Here is a 15,642-nt window from a genome sequence, read left to right as displayed (position 1 = left end):
AAACCATTCGAACCTGTCTCTCGAAGGAGATCTCTGTGAATCACTTACGCTTCATGGCCGCACGGCTGACCGCCCCCACGCTTGCCGCCGCGCTGTGCTTCAACATGTTTTGCGCGTCCGCGAGGGCGGCCACGGTCGAGGTGTCGGAGACGAAGATGATCGTCGATCATGTCGTCGTCTCGTCGGGCAAACCGTACGCCGCCGTCAAGCAGGAACTGGAAAGCCGCCTTGGCAGGCTCGACGACCACATCCGTATGCTGCTCAAGGAAAACAAGGTAGACGAATTGCACGCGGCGCTTCAAAAAGCCGCGGGCAGCGACGGACTCGTCATCCACTATATCGGCGTGCATGGCGACTGGCTCGCGCTCAAGGGCCAGCGCAAGAACGGCACCGAGTATTTCACCGGCAACATTCTCACCGCCACCGAAATGACGAGTGTCGATATGGCCGCCGGACTCTATGCTCCGCTGCGAATCATGGTCTATGAAAACGCGCAGGGCGGCACGAGCATCGAATACGACAAACCTTCGACCCAGCTCAGTCAGTTCCACAGCGCGAAGATCGACGTTCAGGGCCGTTCGCTCGATGAGCGGCTGGCGAAGCTCTGTGCGTCGGTTCTGCAATAGCGACGGCGCACACAGCGCGTGGACGTCGAGCCGGCAGCGCGCGATGCATCTGCGTCCGCGCAGCCCGAATCGACGAGCAGCATGGCGCGTGCCGAAGCCCTCGCAAAATAAGGGCTTGCCACGCGCATTTCGGATGGGTATCGTCGAGGTGTTCGACAACGCGCCACGGAAGAGCTCGTCCTTCGCGACGACGCCGACGGAGCAACCGCCCCGGAAACTCTCAGGCAAAAGGACCGTGCGCGCCGGAACATCTGGAGAGCGGCGCCATGCGCGCCCACCGAAGGGGAGCCCCGGCCGGCAGTCATGCGCGGCGCGCGGGCGAAACTCTCAGGTACATGGACAGATGGGGCATCGGTGCCGGCTATGAACGGCCGGCGATGCTCAACGAAAACTGGACCATGTCATGTCACGAATCGCCATCATCGGCGCCGGGATCACCGGCGTCACGACCGCGTACGCCCTCGCGCAGCGCGGCCTGCGCGTCACCGTGCTCGAACGTCATCGCTACGCGGCGATGGAAACCTCCTTCGCCAACGGCGGGCAGCTCTCGGCCAGCAACGCGGAAGTCTGGAACAGCCGCGCAACCGTGCTGAAGGGCCTCAAGTGGATGTTCACGCGCGACGCGCCCTTGCTGATGAACCCGCGCCCCGGCTGGCACAAGTACAGCTGGATGGGCGAGTTCCTGCGGCAGATTCCGAACTATCGGGCCAACACGGCCGAGACCGTGCGCCTCGCGCTCGCGGCGCGCGAGCATCTGTTCCGCATCGCGGAGACGGAGCGCATCGACTTCGATCTGGAGCGGCGCGGCATCCTGCATTTCTACGCGACGCGCAAGGAGTTCGAGGCCGCGTCGAAGGTCAACGAGATTCTCAACGGCGCGGGGCTGGCGCGCCATGCGGTCACCGCGCAGGAAATCGCGTCGATCGAGCCGACGCTGAAGGGCAGTTTTCACGCGGGTTTCTTCACGCCCTCGGATTCCACCGGCGACATCCACAAGTTCACGCGCGGTCTCGCCGATGCATGCGTGCGTCACGGCGTCGAGTTCCGCTACGACACGTCGGTCAAATCGATCGACGATCAGGCGGGCAGCATTGCGCTGACGGTCGAGCAGGCGGGCGAAGAAAGCGTGCTTCAGTTCGACGGCATCGTGATCTGCGCGGGCGTGGGCAGCCGGGCGTTCGCCTCGATGGCCGGCGATCACGTCAACGTCTATCCGGTCAAAGGCTATTCGATCACCGTGTGTCTCGACGATGCGCGCAGCCGCGAGAACGCGCCGTGGGTCAGCCTGCTCGACGACCGCGCGAAGATCGTCACGAGCCGTCTCGGCGCGGATCGCTTCCGCGTGGCGGGCACGGCGGAGCTGAACGGCTTCAACCGCGATATCCGCGCGGACCGCATCGCGCCGTTGGTCGAATGGACGCGGCGCTACTTTCCTGAAGTATCGACCGCGCGCGTGATTCCGTGGAGCGGCCTGCGCCCGATGTTGCCGAGCATGCTGCCGAAGGTCGGGCAGGGCAGGCGTCCCGGCGTGTTCTACAACACCGGGCACGGGCATCTCGGATGGACGCTTTCGGCGGCGACGGCGGAACTCGTCGCGGAAGCCGTGCTGCGTGAGTGGCCGGGGAAACCGGTTCAGGTCGCCGCTGCGCCGTCGGCAAGCATGGCGCGCAGCGAAGCGCTGCTCTGAGCGTCGCGTTCCCCGCATGAAACATCACGCGGGGAACATGCGTTACCAGCCGATCGCCGCGCCGTCGCTGCGCGGATCGTGTCCGCCTTCGAAACATCCGTTCGGATAACGGATGATCGCGCCCGCGTGGCCCATCGTTTCGTCGTAGGGCAGCAGCACATCGACTTCGTGGCCGAGATGCCGAAGCGCGGCGGCGGTCTCTTCGCCGAAGCGCGCTTCGAGCTTGAGCGAATCGCTCGCCTGTCCCCACGTGCGGCCGAGCAGCCAGCGCGGCGCATCGATGGCCGTCTGCGGATTCCATCCGTACCGCGCGATGCGCGTGAATACCGCGCTCTGCGATTGCGGCTGGCCGTCGCCGCCCATGTTGCCGTAGACCATCACGCGTCCGTCGGCGAAACGCGCGAGCGCGGGATTCAGCGTGTGGAAGGGCCGCCGTCCCGGCATCAGCGGATTGCGCGAGGTTGCGTCGAGCGAAAAGCTGCAGCCGCGGTTCTGCCAGTTCACGCCCGACGACGGCAGCACGATCCCGCTGCCGAACTCGTGATAGATGCTCTGGATGAAGCTGACGGCAACGCCATTGCCGTCGATGACGCCGAGCCATACCGTGTCGGCGGGACCGAGGCCGTTGCCCCACGGCGCGGCGCGATCCATCGAGATGCGCGATGCGAGTTCATCGAGACGTTCGGGCGCAAGCAGCGCCTGCGGATCGACGTCCATGTGATCGGGATCGCAGACGTGCGCATCGCGGATCGCGAACGCGAGCTTCGTCGCCTCGACGCACGCGTGAACATACTCCGGGCCAAGCGGGTCCATGTCGTCGCGCAGCACACGGTCCAGCAATCCGACGATGATGAGCGACACGACGCCCTGCGTCGGCGGCGGCATGTTGTAGACGGTGCCGAGCGAATGGGCGAGGGCGAGCGGCGTCACGATCCGCGCGTGGTGACGTTCCAGATCGCCGGCGGCGAGCGGGCTTCCCAGCGCGCTCAATTCCGCCGCCATGCTGCGCGCGAGATCCCCGCGATAGAAATCGTCGAGCCCGTTGCGCACGAGTTGCGCAAGCGTCGCGGCCATGCGCGGCTGCGTGAAAAGATCGCCGGCCTGCAAGGGCGAGGGCGTGAAGGTATCCGCGAAGCCGGGCACGCTTTCGAGTTCATCGCGCTTGGCGGCGATACAGCGCGCCTGACTGTCCGTGACGGGCACGCCGTGCGTCGCATAGTCGATCGCATCGTCGAGCAGGCGCGACAGCGGCAGCCGTCCGCCGAGCGTCGTGCGCGACCACTCGAACGCCGCATGCCAGCCCGATACCGTGCCCGCGACGGTATTCGCGGCAAGCGGCCCGCGATGCGGAATGCGCTCCAGCCCGAGCGCGCGATACCGCTCGATCGTTGCCGCCGACGCCGCCGCGCCGCACGCCTCGATGCCGACGGGTTCGGCGCCCGGCCGCGAGATCAGCCAGAAGCCGTCGCCGCCGATGCCATTCATGTGCGGATAGACGATCGCGATGGTTGCGGCAGCGGCGATCATCGCTTCGACGGCGTTGCCGCCTTCGCGCAGCACGGCGAGCGCGCTCTGCGAGGCGAGCGAGTGCGGCGCGACCGCCATGCCGCGCGTGGCGCGCGACGGGTTGAAGGTCTGAATGGTCATGGCTCGGGAGTCGGGAAGGTTCAGGGTTGAACGGCGCGCGGTTTCATCTGCGCGCGCATGATTTTCTTGCACATCTGCACGAACTGATCGACGAGCGCGGAACGTTCGCCGCTGATCGCGAGACTCGCGACGACCGGAATCGCGATCTCCGGCGCGAGCGGGGCGACGTTCAGGCCGAACGCGCGCGCGGAAAGCGCCGAGAATTCATCGACGATCGTGACGAGCCGCGAGCGCGCGGCAAGCGCGATGAGCGAGTGATACGACTGCGCCGTGAGGGTCGTGCGCACGTCGAGCGCGTGCTCCTCGAAGCGCTTGTTGAGCAGGCGGCCGACCGGATCGTCGGGGTCGGGGCCGAGGATCTCGCGCCCGTCGAAGGCGGCGAGCTCGACTGGCGCGGCGTCGGCGAGCACGTCGGGATGACCCACGCACACGAGCCGGCTCGACGCCAGCTCGATCTCGCGGATCGCCGGATGCGCGATGCTGTGATAGAGCACGCCGACATCGGCGTCCATCAGAGCGATGTTCGCGACCGCGGTCGCCGAGTAATCGGAGCGCACGGAGAGCTTCACGTTCGGATGCATCGCGGCGAACGCCAGCGCCGCATCGGCGACGACGGTCTGCGCGAGCGCCGGTGCGGCCAGCACGCGGATCGACGATTCGTCGGTGCCGCCGCGCAGGTTGTCGGCGAGCCGCTGCACCGCGTGCAACTGCTCGTCGAGCTTCATGATCTCGGGAAAGAGGCGCTGCGCCTCGCGCGTCGGAACCAGCTTGCCGCGCGTGCGCTCGAAGAGCGCGTAGCCGAGCTGGCGCTCCGCGCTCTGCAGGATCTGCGTGACCGCCGGCTGCGTGAGCGACAGCAGCGCGGCGGCGGCCTTCAGCGTGCCCGTGACGCGGATCGCGTTGACTACCTCTATGTGCCTGAGTCTCATCGAATGTCGTTTCCGGTCGGGTTGGGCCAGGCCGGGCGAGCCGGCCCGCGCGGCAAGACCGGCGCGACGCTCACGCGTTGTTCAGCGCGTTCTCCTCGATGCGCGCGGGCTGATAGCGCAACCTGAACCAGAGGATACAGGTAAGCGCGACCACGGCGGTGACCATCACGTACCACGCGGGCACGAACTTGCTGCCGGTCTCGTTGGCGATCCACGTGCAGATCATCAGCGAGAGCCCGCCGAAGACCGCGAAGGTCAGGTTGTGCACGATCGCGATGCAGGTCGTGCGCGTGCCGTGCGGAAACAGCTCCGCGACGAACGCGGGCATCGCGCCCTGGAACACCATCACGCAGGCGGTGAGGCCGGTGATGCAGAGCACGTACACGCCGACCGTGGGTTGCGCGACCATCAGATGGAACGCCGGCATCGTGAGCGCGACCGTCAGCAGCGTGCCCGCCGTGATGAGCGCGAGCCGTCCCACGCGGTCCGACAGCGCGCCGAACACGGGCGGCAGGAAGATCTGCGCGACCGAGTAGCCGATCGCGCCGAGCATCGAATCGGCAGGGGAGAGGCCGAGCACCTTTTGCGCATAGAGCGGAATGAAGACGCCCAGCAGATAGTTCGTCGACGCGGCGAGCGAGTACAGCCCGATCGCCGCCGCGATGCGCGCCTTGGCGGTCGCGAGCGTCTCGCGCAGCGGACTGTGCTCGTGCCGGCTCGCCTCGAACTCGGGCGTTTCGTCGACGCGGCGGCGAATCCAGTAGCCGAACGGCACGATCGCGAGGCCGATGATGAACGGCACGCGCCATCCCCACGAGAGCAGCGTTTCGGGCGTCATCAGGCGCGTCGTGCCGAGTCCGACGATGCTCGCGAGTCCCGTCGCGAGCCCGATGCCGACCACCTGATAGCTCGCGAAATAGCCCTTCATGCCGCGCGGTGCGTGCTCGGTGACGAACGAGACCGTCGAGCCGAACTCGCCGCCCGCCGAGAAGCCTTGCAGGATCTTGCCGAGCACGAGGATCAGCGTGCCGCCGGCGCCGAGCATCGCATACGAAGGCGCGCAGGCGATGACGAGCGTGCCGAGCGCCATGAGCCAGATGGTCAGCATCATCGCGGCCTTGCGGCCGTGCCGGTCGGCGTATCCGCCGATCACGACGGCGCCGAGCGGCCGGATGAAGTAGCTGATGCCGAAGGTCGCGGCGGTGGCGAGCATCGACGTGTAGGCGTCGCCCGTGGGGAAGAACGCTTTCGCGAGGATGGCGGCGAGAAAGCCGTAGATGAAGAGATCGTAGAACTCGAGCATGTTGCCGACGAGCGCGGAAGCCAGAATGCGCCGGAACTTGCCGCGCTGCTCGCGGCTGATACTCAGGTCGTGTGACATGGCGTTTTCCTTGGTCGATACGACGTGTGGAAGCTGACGCGATACGCGATAGGCGATACGAAAGCCGGAGGGGCCGGTCAGATGCCGTGCAGGTAATCGAAGGCGGTGAGGGCGTAGATTTCTCCGAGCGCGCGCAGTTCGTCGATGTGGACGTGCTCGTCGAACGAGCCCATGTTGTGCGCGGTGAGTCCGCAGACCACGGTGGGCACGCCGTGCATGCGGTAGTGCCGCGCGTCCGATGCGCCAACGCGCATGTTGACGACCGGCTCGATGCCGAGCCGCGCCGCGCAATTGCGGCGCACGCGCTGGACGATCTCGTGATCGGGCGAGGTCCAGTTCGGCTCGTAGCGCCGCGTGATCTCGACACTGACGCCTTCGTGCCGCGCGAGGATCGCGTTGATGCGCGCCTCGATCTGCGCGACGCTCACGCCAACCGGCAGGCGGATATCGGCGGTGGCGCACGCGTGATCCGCGACGAGATTCGATAAGCGGCCGCCCTGAACGGTGCCGAAGGTGACTGTTACGCGCCGCAGCACGTCGCTTTCGCCGCGGCCGGACAGTTCTTCGGATGCGGGGCCTGCGTTGTCGATCGCAGCGAGCACGTCGGCGGGCGCATCGACGGGATGATCGCGCAGTGTTCTGAGGTCTTGAATGGCGTCGAGCAGCCGCTCGATCGCGCTGATGCCGCGGTGAACGTGGGCCGCATGCGCCGACTTGCCGGACGCGTCCAGCCGCAGCCAGATCATGCCTTTCTCGCCGAAGCGCAGGACGGCGGGCGAGCCGGTGTCGGCGCTGATCATCGCGTCGCCGGAGGCTTCGGGCACGTGCTTGAGCAGATAGCCCGCGCCCTCGGTGCCCATGCTTTCCTCGTCGCCGACGAAGGTCGCGACGACTTCGCCCGGCAGCGTGTCGCGCAGTGAGGCGAGGTGGCGCAGCGCGAACACGATCGCCGCGATGCCGCCTTTCATGTCGGAGACGCCCAGGCCATAGAGTTTGCCGTCGCGGGCCTCGCCGTTCGGGTCGGCGCTCCAGCGATCCGCATCGACGAGCGGGAAGGTGTCGAGATGGCCGTTGAAGACGAGGCGCCGGCCGGGCCGCGTGCCGCGCACCCGCACGACGAGGTTCATCACATGCGGCAGGGTGCCGTATCGCGTGATCTCGACGCCGCTGCCCGCCAGCATGGCCTCGATGCGCCGCGCGACGGCGTGCGTGTCGCCGGGCGGATACGGGCTCGGCTCCGCGACCAGCGCACGCGCCAGATCGACGACTTCCTGACTGCTTGCTGCGACGGCGCGCGCGAGGGCGCGCCGCTGGTCGGATACTTCGGCGCTGCGGGTGACGAGAACGTCGGCTTGCATGGATGACCTCCGTGGATTCGCTGCGTTTCCGGCGCACACAGGTGCGTCGGGCATGAGTCCATGGTCGGTGGCCAATGGCGGCAAGTCGATTCAATCAAAAATGCGAGGGTATAAGTAAAACTTAACTGCCTCCGGACTTGTTTGAACGCGACGGGCCGAATCTGACGACTGAACCAGGACGCCACCTCGGTTGCATGGCCGGAAACCTTGCGCATGCGACATTGGAATGGCTCCGCGTTCGATCAAGAATGAGGCTTTCGAGGAGTGCGACCACCATGCCGTACCTGCAACTGGATGTATGCGGCCACTATCCGGTGGAAGACAAGCAGCGCCTGGCGCTGAAGATGAGCGAGACCTACGCACAGTTGATGTCGGTCGACATCCGGCGAATCAGCGTCGCGATTCGGGAACTTGGCGACGGAGGCGTCTGGCGGATTCCAGAAGCCGGTGAGGAGCCCGTGCCGGTCGCGGTCATGATGCTGGACATCAGAAAGGGACGGCCACCCGAGCTGCGCATGGACGTGGCCAAAGCGCTATGCGCGCATTGCGTCGATATTCTCGGCCTGCGCGAAGACCGGCTCAACGTCGAATTCACGCAGCATTCCGGGGACGAGATGTATCACCCGGCGCTGGGCGGCTACAGCCCGGAATGGACGCCGGGCGAGCAGTAGTTCAGCCCGACCTGGTGTGCATCAGACCGCAAGCGGCGTGACGCCCGACGCCCGCTGGATGGTTTGCGGCGGCTGACCGAATGCGCGCAGGAAGGCCTGACGCATGCGTTCGCGGTCGCCGAAGCCCGTCTCTCTCGCGACGACCTCGATCGGATGGCGCGTCGTCTCCATCATCAGACGAGCGGCTTCCACGCGAAGCCGTTCGACTGCCTTTGCGGGCGATTGCCCCGTTTCTTCACGAAATACCCGGCTGAACTGGCGCGGACTGAGCCTTGCCGCTTCGGCCAGCCGCTCGACCGACAAATCGCTCGCCAGATTTTCGCTCACGTAGGTCAGCGCCATCTGCACGCGATCCGAGCGTGCGCCCATCTCCAGCAGCGCCGAGAACTGCGACTGGCCACCCCCGCGCCGTTGATACAGCACGAGCTTGCGCGCGACCATGCGCGACGTCTCCAGCCCGAAGTCGCTTTCGACGATGGCGAGTGCGAGGTCCACGCCCGCGCTCATACCCGCTGAGGTCCACATCTGGCCATCGATCACATAGATGCGGTCTTCTTCGAGTTGAATATTCGGATACTGCGTCTGGAGGGCGCGCGCGTGGAACCAGTGCGTCGTGGCCCGCTTGCCTTCCAGCAGACCCGCAGCGGCCAGAACGAACGCGCCCGTGCAGATCGAAGCAATGCGTCGCGAATGACGCGGTGCCTGCCGAAGATAGTCCACCAGCGCCGCCGAAGGCAGACGGCATTCGTTGTCGCCCGCGACGATCAACGTGTCGTAACCCTCCCTCGCCAGCGGTTCGCTGTGGACCGAAAACCCTTGCGACGATGCGACCGGTCCGCCGTGTTCGGACACGATGCTGAACTGGTACGACGTCTCGTCGCGCAGCAGGTTGGCGTACTCGAAGACGCTCGCCACGGCCAGCGCGAGCGACTGGAAATTTGGATAAACGAGAAGTCCGACGGTATGCATGATGTCCCGTGCTAGATGGCCTGATTCATTGAAGGTAGCACAAAAGAGACGGGCACGATGGCAAAGGTCGGATGGCTGGAATCATTGCATCTATGACATTGAAGCCACGTCCGGCTGACGTCAGAATTCGCTCCATGAACCGGCACCCAGTTGGTTCAACCCACTCAAAGGAACGATCATGACTGCTTCTACGAAAGGTTTCGCGCTGATCACGGGCGCATCGGCCGGCATCGGCGCCATCTACGCGGATCGCCTCGCCAGGCGCGGCTACGACCTCATTCTGGTGGCGCGCAACCATTCCCGGCTCGATGCGCTTGCCAGCCGCCTCACGAAAGAGACGGGCCGCGTTGTCGAGACCGTCGCCGCCGATCTCAACGACAAAACCGCGCTCACGAAAATCGAAACCCTGCTTCGCGAAGACCCGCGCATCACGATGCTCGTGAACAATGCGGGCGTCGGCTCGGTTGCATCGGTGCTCGATGGCAACGTCGATTCGATGGAATCGATGATCGACCTGAACATCACGGCACTTACGCGCCTGACCTATGCGGCCGCCCCCGCGTTCGTCGCGAAGGGCGCTGGCACCATCGTCAACATCAGTTCGGTGGTCGGCATTGCGGTTGAATTGCTGAATGGCGTCTACAGTGCGTCGAAGTCGTATGTGCTGAGCTTCGGCCATGCGTTGCAGCGCGACCTCGCCGGCAAGGGCGTGCGCGTGCAGACCGTGCTGCCGGCCGCGACGGCAACCGAGTTCTGGGACGTAGCGGGCTATGCGAAGCAAAAGGAAGCGGCAAGCACGATGACGGCGGACGATCTCGTGGACGCCGCGCTCGCCGGGCTCGATCATGGTGAACCTGTGACCATCCCGACGCTGCATGACGGCGACCAATGGACCAAGTGGGAAGCGGACCGTCGCGCGCTGACGCCGCGGTTTGCGAACGCCAAAGCTGCTCCGCGCTACGTGTCGAACGCCGAGGCAGCCGAATAGGCCCGACAGCTATAACCGGTCAGCCGAGCGGCCCGGTCGTATCGCGACGAACCAGCTGGATGGGCAGGACATCGTGGACGGGTGCGCTCGTGCCGCCGGCTCGAATGCGCTCGACGAGCCTGCGTGCGGCGGTGCGCGCCATGGCTTCGACCGGCTGTCGAATCGAGGTCAGCCCGACCAGCGGCGATCCCGCCAGAGGCATGTCGTCGAAGCCGATGATCGAGAGTTGTCGCGGCACCGCGATGCCTTGCCTTTTGGCTGCTTCGAGCACACCGAGCGCAATCGTATCGTTCCCGGCGACGATGCCCGTGACCGGGTGCTTCTCGCTCAGCATTGCGATGGCACTCGAATAGCCGGCCTCGCTGGTGTAATCACAATGAATCAATGGCACCGATGTCGACGCTATGCCCGCTCCCGCGAGCCATTGCAGCGCCCCTTTGACACGGTCTCTGCTGGTCGACGTATTCTGCGGGCCCGTGATCAGCCCGATCCGGCGATGCCCCAACTGATGGAGATGCTCGACCGCGAGCGCGCCGGCGTGAACGTTGTCGATCTCCACCGTGTCGACCCTCACATCGTCCACGGACCGAACGACGAGCACCAACGGAATCCCGCGCCTTTGCATCTCCGCCACCACGGGCGAGTCGAGCGTTGCGGTGGCAAAGATCATTCCGTCGAGATAGCCGTCTATCAAGGGTCGAAATGCCAGCAGGTTGTTCGGGTCGTTCATCGAGTCGATCATCAAGGTGATCTGATAGTCGAACTCCTGCAAGGCGTCGTGAAGATGCGTCAGCAGCAATGTCATGAAGCGGTTATGCAGCGCGCCAACGACCACGCCGATCAGCTTCGTCGCCGACTTGCGCGTGGATCGACCTTGCGACGGCATTCGATAACCCATTTCCGCCGCGACAGCCTGCACGGCGCCACGGGTCTCGCTGCTGATCGCGGGGTGACCGGCCAATGACCGCGAGACGGTGGACACCGATATGCCCAGGCGCTCGGCGACATCTTCAAGTCTGACTTTCGACGTCCTTGTGCGGGCGTCGGGACGAGGTCTGGTTTGCATAAATTTGCATCGATGCGTCGTGACGGGAAGCCTCTGCGAACTAATGATTTAGGCCATCTAGGGAAAGTATCGAGCATTTGCGCAAATTTTGCATAAAAACCTGCGCTACATTTGCATCAACGCAGCGAGCCTTCCAGCACCGTCACACGCTGCTTCTTTCTCATCTCGTACAAAGGAAATGCAAATGGCAATCCAATACTTGAAGCATGGCCGTAGCGCCGAAGCGTCCTCGCAGGACGCGGCCAAGGTTCGTGACGTGGTTACGGCCATCCTTGCCGACGTGGCATCGCGCGGTGACACCGCAGTTGCCGAGCTCTCGGCGAAATTCGACAACTGGTCGCCCGAGCGCTTCCGGCTGTCGGAGGGCGAGATTGCGAGCTGCGTTCGCACGCTGACTTCGGGCCAACTCGATGACATCAAGTTCGCGCAGGCTCAGGTGCGCAACTTCGCACAGGCACAACGTGAGTCGATTCGTGATGTCGAAATCGAAACATTGCCGGGCGTGGTGCTGGGCCACAGGAACATGCCGGTGGACAGTGTGGCGTGCTACGTCCCCGGCGGCAAGTTTCCGCTGGTTGCCTCGGCACACATGGGCGTCGTGACCGCCAAGGTGGCGGGCGTTCCGCGCATCATCACCGCATCGCCGCCGGTCGGTGGCAAGCCGAATCCCGCTGTGGTTGCGGCCATGCACCTCGGTGGCGCTGACGAGATCTACACATTCGGCGGTGTTCAGGCGATCGCGGCGATGGCGCTCGGCACGCAGACGATCGATCCGGTTGCCATGGTGGTCGGACCGGGCAATGCCTATGTCGCGGAAGCGAAGCGTCAATTGTTCGGCCGTATCGGTATCGACCTGATCGCAGGTCCTTCGGAAACGCTCGTGATCGCCGACGACAGCGTCGATGCGGAACTGTGCGCGACGGACCTTCTGGGTCAGGCAGAACACGGCTTCAACACGCCGGCCGTTCTCCTTACGAACTCGATGCAACTGGCGAAGGACACCATCGCCGAAGTCGAACGCCTGCTCGAGATTCTGCCGACGGCCGGTACGGCGGGCGTTTCGTGGCGCGACTACGGCGAAGTGATCGTGGCGGATACGCTCGAAGAAATGGTTGCCGTGGCCGATCGCATTGCATCCGAGCATGTTCAGGTGATGACGCGCGACCCGGATTACTTCCTGCAGAACATGAAAAACTACGGCGCGCTCTTTCTCGGCGCGCGCACCAATGTCGCCTACGGCGACAAGGTCATCGGGACCAATCACACGCTGCCGACCGGCAAGGCCGCGCGCTACACCGGCGGTCTGTGGGTCGGCAAGTTCATCAAGACCTGCACGTATCAGAAGGTGCTGACGGATGAAGCGAGCGCGCTGATCGGCTCATATTGTTCGCGGCTGTGCGCGATCGAAGGCATGATCGCGCACGGCGAGCAAGCCAACATCCGTGTGCGGCGCTTCGGCAATCGCGACGTGCCGTACGGCGCGGCTGTTCCCGCGTAATTGCCGCTGAGGAGACGCTCATGACACGGACCAGGCCGCGCCCTCGAAGCGACGGAGGATGGACGGCGCAGTAACGTTCGCAATGGCGCGATCGCGATCGCGATCGCGAGCGCTGGCGCTCAGCCAAAAGCAAACCGCGCCAGCGCCTCCCGATCGAATTCGACGCCTGTGCCCGGGTGGTCGGGAACATGAATCAACCCGTCCTTAATGGAAAAGGGCGCCTCCAGGATCGGCTCCACCCAGTCCTGCCATTCGAGCCAGTGACCCGTTTCCGTGATCCGCAGAAGATGCGCGGAAGCTTCGGGATACAGATGACTGGACACGTCGATGCCGAGCGCGCCCGCGATCGGCACCGAGCGAAGCCAGCCTGATACGCCCCCGATGCGCATCATGTCCGGCATCACGAAGGTTCCTGCCTTGGCCGTGACCGCCTGCGACAGTGCGCGCGGTCCGTAGAAGTTTTCACCGAGGCAGAGCGGCGTCTTCAGGCCGGCGGCCAGATCGGCATACCCTTCGATGTTGTCGTAGGCGATGGGCTCCTCGAACCAGTACAGCCCGAAGTCGTCCAGTTCATGGCAGCGGCGCACGGCATCGCCGAATCGCATGCCCTGATTGAAATCGACCATGAGTTTGATATCGCCGCCCACGGCATCGCGGACTGCTTCGATGGCGTCGACATCTTGCTGCAATCGATCTCGCCCGAGCCGCAGCTTGACAGCCCCGAAGCCGCCTTCCGCGATCAGCGCAAGCGCTTCGTCGGCAAGCTTCCCGGTATCCGTCAGCCACAGACCGTTGCTGTTATAAGCGGGCACCGTGCCGACGTCGCCGCCCAGCAATCGCGCCAGCGGGAGATTCGCGGCTTTCGCCAGGGCGTCCCAGGCCGCCATGTCCAGCCCTGCGATGGCGATCATCGCAAGACCTTCGTAGCCGACCAGACTTAAGGACTTGCGGTCTGCCTGAAAGTCGCACAAGGGCGCGATGCGCTTGCCCTTCTTACTGGCTGCCAGATCGCTCATGATCGACACGATGTACTTCATCGAATGAGCGAGGTACGGCTCGAGGTAGCTGCATCCGCTGACGCCTTCGTTCGTTCTCAGCGTAATGGCGATAACCGGCCAGTCCGAGTAGCTGCCGACCCGCGACACGATCGGCCGCTTCAGCGGGATCAGCACGGGCTGCAATTCCAGCGAATGAAAGGTCAACTGCTCCAGTGGCTTCATGTTTTCCTCCATGCGCTGCGAGCGCTGATCCAGGCTAGTCGGCGGGTGCGTATTGCATTTCCCCGTTGCCGAACGACCAGTTTTCGCGTGCGACCTCGACCAGGCTGATCCAGACATCTTCCTTTCGCAGCCCCGTCTTCGCTGAAATGCCGTCAGCGACGGCGGCATAGAAGGCCTTCTTCACATCGATCGAACGCCCGGTGTTCCACGTGATCTGGATGAAAACAATGGAAGGAGAGTAAGCGATGCCGAGATAGCCATCGGCGGGGTAGATGAGTTCGTCAGCATCGTGGCGGGTGACGATCTGAAATTTGTCGTTGGCAGGGACACTGGCGATCGAGGTCATTGCCTCGTAGACGGTGTCGCTGACGGCCTGAGCGACGGCGGGTGGCGCGGCTTTCGAAAGATCGATTCGGACGAGTGGCATAGTGGCCTCAAGGCGAGAGTGCGTGATAACGCTCACTAGGCTAGACTCAATCCATGCTTTCCAAAAGCGAATATTCAGACTGGATTAAATGACGGAATGGAATAATGATCGATGAATTGAAATCCTTCGTGACGGTGGTGGAGGAAAGCTCTTTGACCCGTGCCGCGCAAAAGCTGTGCGTCACGCAGTCGGCGGTATCGAAGCGCATCCAGCGGCTGGAAGATGTGCTGGGCGCACCCCTTCTCGACCGCAATTCCAAACCGCCGCGTGCAACCGCGCTTGCGCATCGAATCCACGAGCATGCCGTTCCGTTGCTCGCTGCCTTCGACCGACTGATGAACGTCACCCGTGAGGATGGCGACCCGTCGGGAAAGCTGCGCTTCGGTTTGCCGCAGGGTATCGCCGATATCGTCCTCTTTGACGCCCTGACCGCGCTCAGAGACGCATTCCCGGCACTCGAAGTGACGTTGAGATCGGACTGGAGTCCCGGTCTGCTTCGTCTGCTCGATGCAGGTGGATTGGATGTCGCCGCCATTCTGACGCCGAAGGGCAGACAACCCGCCGATGACTACGTGCGCCAACACGTCGCGACGCTGGAACTCGTCATCGTTCAGAGCAAAAGGCGTCCGCTGGTTTCGAATCGTGCGACGCTCGCGGCCATTGCGGATGGCGGATGGATCCTGAACCCCGAAGGGTGCGGATATCGGGCGGCGCTGCAAAACGCGATCGAGAGGGCCGGTTACGTCCTGCGCGTCAAGGCAGATACGCACGGCAGCGAGATGCAGCTGCAACTCATCGCCTCCGGCCTGGGCTTGGGCCTGGTTCCGCGCAGCGTGCTTACGCAGAGCGTTTGGCAGCGGCGGCTCGAAGTCGTGAAGGTCGCGCGCTTCGCGCCTCAGCTCGATGTATGGTTGTTGCATGCGCCTCACATCGGGAATTTCAGCCGTGCGGTTGCGCAGCTTGGAGACACGATGAGAGCATCGTTTAAGTCTTGAAGGTTGCGGTGGGGGGTGCTGCCGTTGCCGTTTCGTCGAGTAGAAGGCGGATGGTCCGCATATCGGCGACGCTTGTTCGCGTTCAAAATAGCTTAACAAAAGCGAAGCAGCACATTCTCATTTCCAATCCTAAGTAAAGCGGGAATCTTCAGAAACGGTTGAGCGCGTAGCCTTCAGCGC

At 64.2% G+C, this 15,642-nt stretch carries 14 protein-coding genes and 2 riboswitches; of the genes, 6 read left to right on the top strand and 8 right to left on the bottom strand.

The window, feature by feature from the left end:
* Positions 1-35: 35 nt before the first annotated feature.
* Complete coding sequence (locus AWB70_RS11500) at positions 36-626, top strand: DUF302 domain-containing protein (protein ID WP_053570180.1); 591 nt, start codon at positions 36-38, stop codon at positions 624-626.
* Between the two features lie 156 nt (positions 627-782).
* Positions 783-871: riboswitch (glycine riboswitch) on the top strand.
* Between the two features lie 3 nt (positions 872-874).
* A riboswitch (glycine riboswitch) is annotated at positions 875-972 on the top strand.
* A gap of 57 nt (positions 973-1,029) precedes the next feature.
* Positions 1,030-2,313, top strand: a complete 1,284-nt coding sequence (locus AWB70_RS11495; protein WP_053570181.1) for a D-amino acid dehydrogenase — start codon at positions 1,030-1,032, stop codon at positions 2,311-2,313.
* Positions 2,314-2,355: 42 nt separating this feature from the next.
* Here AWB70_RS11495 and AWB70_RS11490 read toward each other — a convergent pair whose 3' ends face one another.
* The 4 genes from AWB70_RS11490 to AWB70_RS11475 all read right to left on the bottom strand — a co-directional run bounded on the left by AWB70_RS11490 (position 2,356) and on the right by AWB70_RS11475 (position 7,628).
* Positions 2,356-3,960 carry a gamma-glutamyltransferase family protein gene (locus tag AWB70_RS11490; RefSeq protein WP_053570182.1) on the bottom strand — a complete coding sequence of 535 codons (1,605 nt, stop codon included), beginning with the start codon at positions 3,958-3,960 and terminating at the stop codon, positions 2,356-2,358.
* Between the two features lie 20 nt (positions 3,961-3,980).
* A complete protein-coding gene (locus AWB70_RS11485) occupies positions 3,981-4,889 on the bottom strand; it encodes a LysR family transcriptional regulator (RefSeq protein ID WP_045457433.1) in 909 nt (302 codons plus the stop codon).
* A 70-nt stretch (positions 4,890-4,959) separates the two neighbouring features.
* Positions 4,960-6,270, bottom strand: coding sequence for an MFS transporter (locus AWB70_RS11480; protein WP_053570183.1), 1,311 nt, complete (start codon positions 6,268-6,270; stop codon positions 4,960-4,962).
* A 77-nt stretch (positions 6,271-6,347) separates the two neighbouring features.
* The gene (locus AWB70_RS11475) at positions 6,348-7,628 is read right to left on the bottom strand and encodes a M20/M25/M40 family metallo-hydrolase (protein WP_053570184.1); all 1,281 of its coding nucleotides are present in this window, start codon (positions 7,626-7,628) and stop codon (positions 6,348-6,350) included.
* Positions 7,629-7,903: 275 nt separating this feature from the next.
* Here AWB70_RS11475 and AWB70_RS11470 point away from each other — a divergent pair, with 275 nt between their 5' ends.
* Entirely contained in the window at positions 7,904-8,299 is a 396-nt protein-coding gene (locus AWB70_RS11470; protein WP_053570185.1) for a hypothetical protein, read from the top strand.
* 21 nt (positions 8,300-8,320) lie between these two features.
* Here AWB70_RS11470 and AWB70_RS11465 read toward each other — a convergent pair whose 3' ends face one another.
* Complete coding sequence (locus AWB70_RS11465) at positions 8,321-9,268, bottom strand: GlxA family transcriptional regulator (RefSeq protein WP_053570186.1); 948 nt, start codon at positions 9,266-9,268, stop codon at positions 8,321-8,323.
* Positions 9,269-9,446: 178 nt separating this feature from the next.
* Here AWB70_RS11465 and AWB70_RS11460 point away from each other — a divergent pair, with 178 nt between their 5' ends.
* Entirely contained in the window at positions 9,447-10,256 is an 810-nt protein-coding gene (locus AWB70_RS11460) for an SDR family NAD(P)-dependent oxidoreductase (protein WP_053570187.1), read from the top strand.
* A 19-nt stretch (positions 10,257-10,275) separates the two neighbouring features.
* Here the strand turns inward: AWB70_RS11460 and AWB70_RS11455 are convergent, their stop codons facing one another.
* Entirely contained in the window at positions 10,276-11,322 is a 1,047-nt protein-coding gene (locus AWB70_RS11455; RefSeq protein WP_053570188.1) for a LacI family DNA-binding transcriptional regulator, read from the bottom strand.
* A gap of 184 nt (positions 11,323-11,506) precedes the next feature.
* Between AWB70_RS11455 and hisD the strand changes: the two genes are divergently transcribed.
* Positions 11,507-12,820 (top strand): histidinol dehydrogenase, encoded by a 1,314-nt coding sequence (gene hisD / locus AWB70_RS11450; RefSeq protein ID WP_053570189.1) that lies wholly within the window; start codon positions 11,507-11,509, stop codon positions 12,818-12,820.
* Positions 12,821-12,939: 119 nt separating this feature from the next.
* Here hisD and AWB70_RS11445 read toward each other — a convergent pair whose 3' ends face one another.
* The gene (locus AWB70_RS11445) at positions 12,940-14,040 is read right to left on the bottom strand and encodes an enolase C-terminal domain-like protein (RefSeq protein WP_053570190.1); all 1,101 of its coding nucleotides are present in this window, start codon (positions 14,038-14,040) and stop codon (positions 12,940-12,942) included.
* Between the two features lie 34 nt (positions 14,041-14,074).
* Positions 14,075-14,467 carry a tautomerase family protein gene (locus AWB70_RS11440; protein ID WP_053570191.1) on the bottom strand — a complete coding sequence of 131 codons (393 nt, stop codon included), beginning with the start codon at positions 14,465-14,467 and terminating at the stop codon, positions 14,075-14,077.
* Positions 14,468-14,571: 104 nt separating this feature from the next.
* Between AWB70_RS11440 and AWB70_RS11435 the strand changes: the two genes are divergently transcribed.
* On the top strand, positions 14,572-15,462 hold the full coding sequence (locus tag AWB70_RS11435) for a LysR family transcriptional regulator (RefSeq protein WP_053570192.1): 891 nt from the start codon (positions 14,572-14,574) through the stop codon (positions 15,460-15,462).
* Positions 15,463-15,642 lie beyond the last annotated feature (180 nt).

The organism is Caballeronia cordobensis (assembly GCF_001544575.2).
Lineage (GTDB): Bacteria > Pseudomonadota > Gammaproteobacteria > Burkholderiales > Burkholderiaceae > Caballeronia > Caballeronia cordobensis.
The sequence above is the reverse complement of the archived record's forward strand: the minus strand, read 5'-3'. Positions and strand labels throughout refer to the sequence as shown.

Excerpts from the sequence above, each read along its gene's own strand:
- AWB70_RS11460 (WP_053570187.1), top strand. The coding sequence starts at position 9,447 with ATGACTGCTTCTACGAAAGGTTTCGCGCTGATCACGGGCGCATCGGCC.
- hisD (WP_053570189.1), top strand. The coding sequence starts at position 11,507 with ATGGCAATCCAATACTTGAAGCATGGCCGTAGCGCCGAAGCGTCCTCG.
- AWB70_RS11465 (WP_053570186.1), bottom strand. The coding sequence starts at position 9,268 with ATGCATACCGTCGGACTTCTCGTTTATCCAAATTTCCAGTCGCTCGCG.
- AWB70_RS11475 (WP_053570184.1), bottom strand. The coding sequence starts at position 7,628 with ATGCAAGCCGACGTTCTCGTCACCCGCAGCGCCGAAGTATCCGACCAG.
- AWB70_RS11495 (WP_053570181.1), top strand. The coding sequence starts at position 1,030 with ATGTCACGAATCGCCATCATCGGCGCCGGGATCACCGGCGTCACGACC.
- AWB70_RS11480 (WP_053570183.1), bottom strand. The coding sequence starts at position 6,270 with ATGTCACACGACCTGAGTATCAGCCGCGAGCAGCGCGGCAAGTTCCGG.
- AWB70_RS11470 (WP_053570185.1), top strand. The coding sequence starts at position 7,904 with ATGCCGTACCTGCAACTGGATGTATGCGGCCACTATCCGGTGGAAGAC.
- AWB70_RS11445 (WP_053570190.1), bottom strand. The coding sequence starts at position 14,040 with ATGAAGCCACTGGAGCAGTTGACCTTTCATTCGCTGGAATTGCAGCCC.
- AWB70_RS11490 (WP_053570182.1), bottom strand. The coding sequence starts at position 3,960 with ATGACCATTCAGACCTTCAACCCGTCGCGCGCCACGCGCGGCATGGCG.
- AWB70_RS11455 (WP_053570188.1), bottom strand. The coding sequence starts at position 11,322 with ATGCAAACCAGACCTCGTCCCGACGCCCGCACAAGGACGTCGAAAGTC.
- AWB70_RS11435 (WP_053570192.1), top strand. The coding sequence starts at position 14,572 with ATGATCGATGAATTGAAATCCTTCGTGACGGTGGTGGAGGAAAGCTCT.
- AWB70_RS11440 (WP_053570191.1), bottom strand. The coding sequence starts at position 14,467 with ATGCCACTCGTCCGAATCGATCTTTCGAAAGCCGCGCCACCCGCCGTC.
- AWB70_RS11485 (WP_045457433.1), bottom strand. The coding sequence starts at position 4,889 with ATGAGACTCAGGCACATAGAGGTAGTCAACGCGATCCGCGTCACGGGC.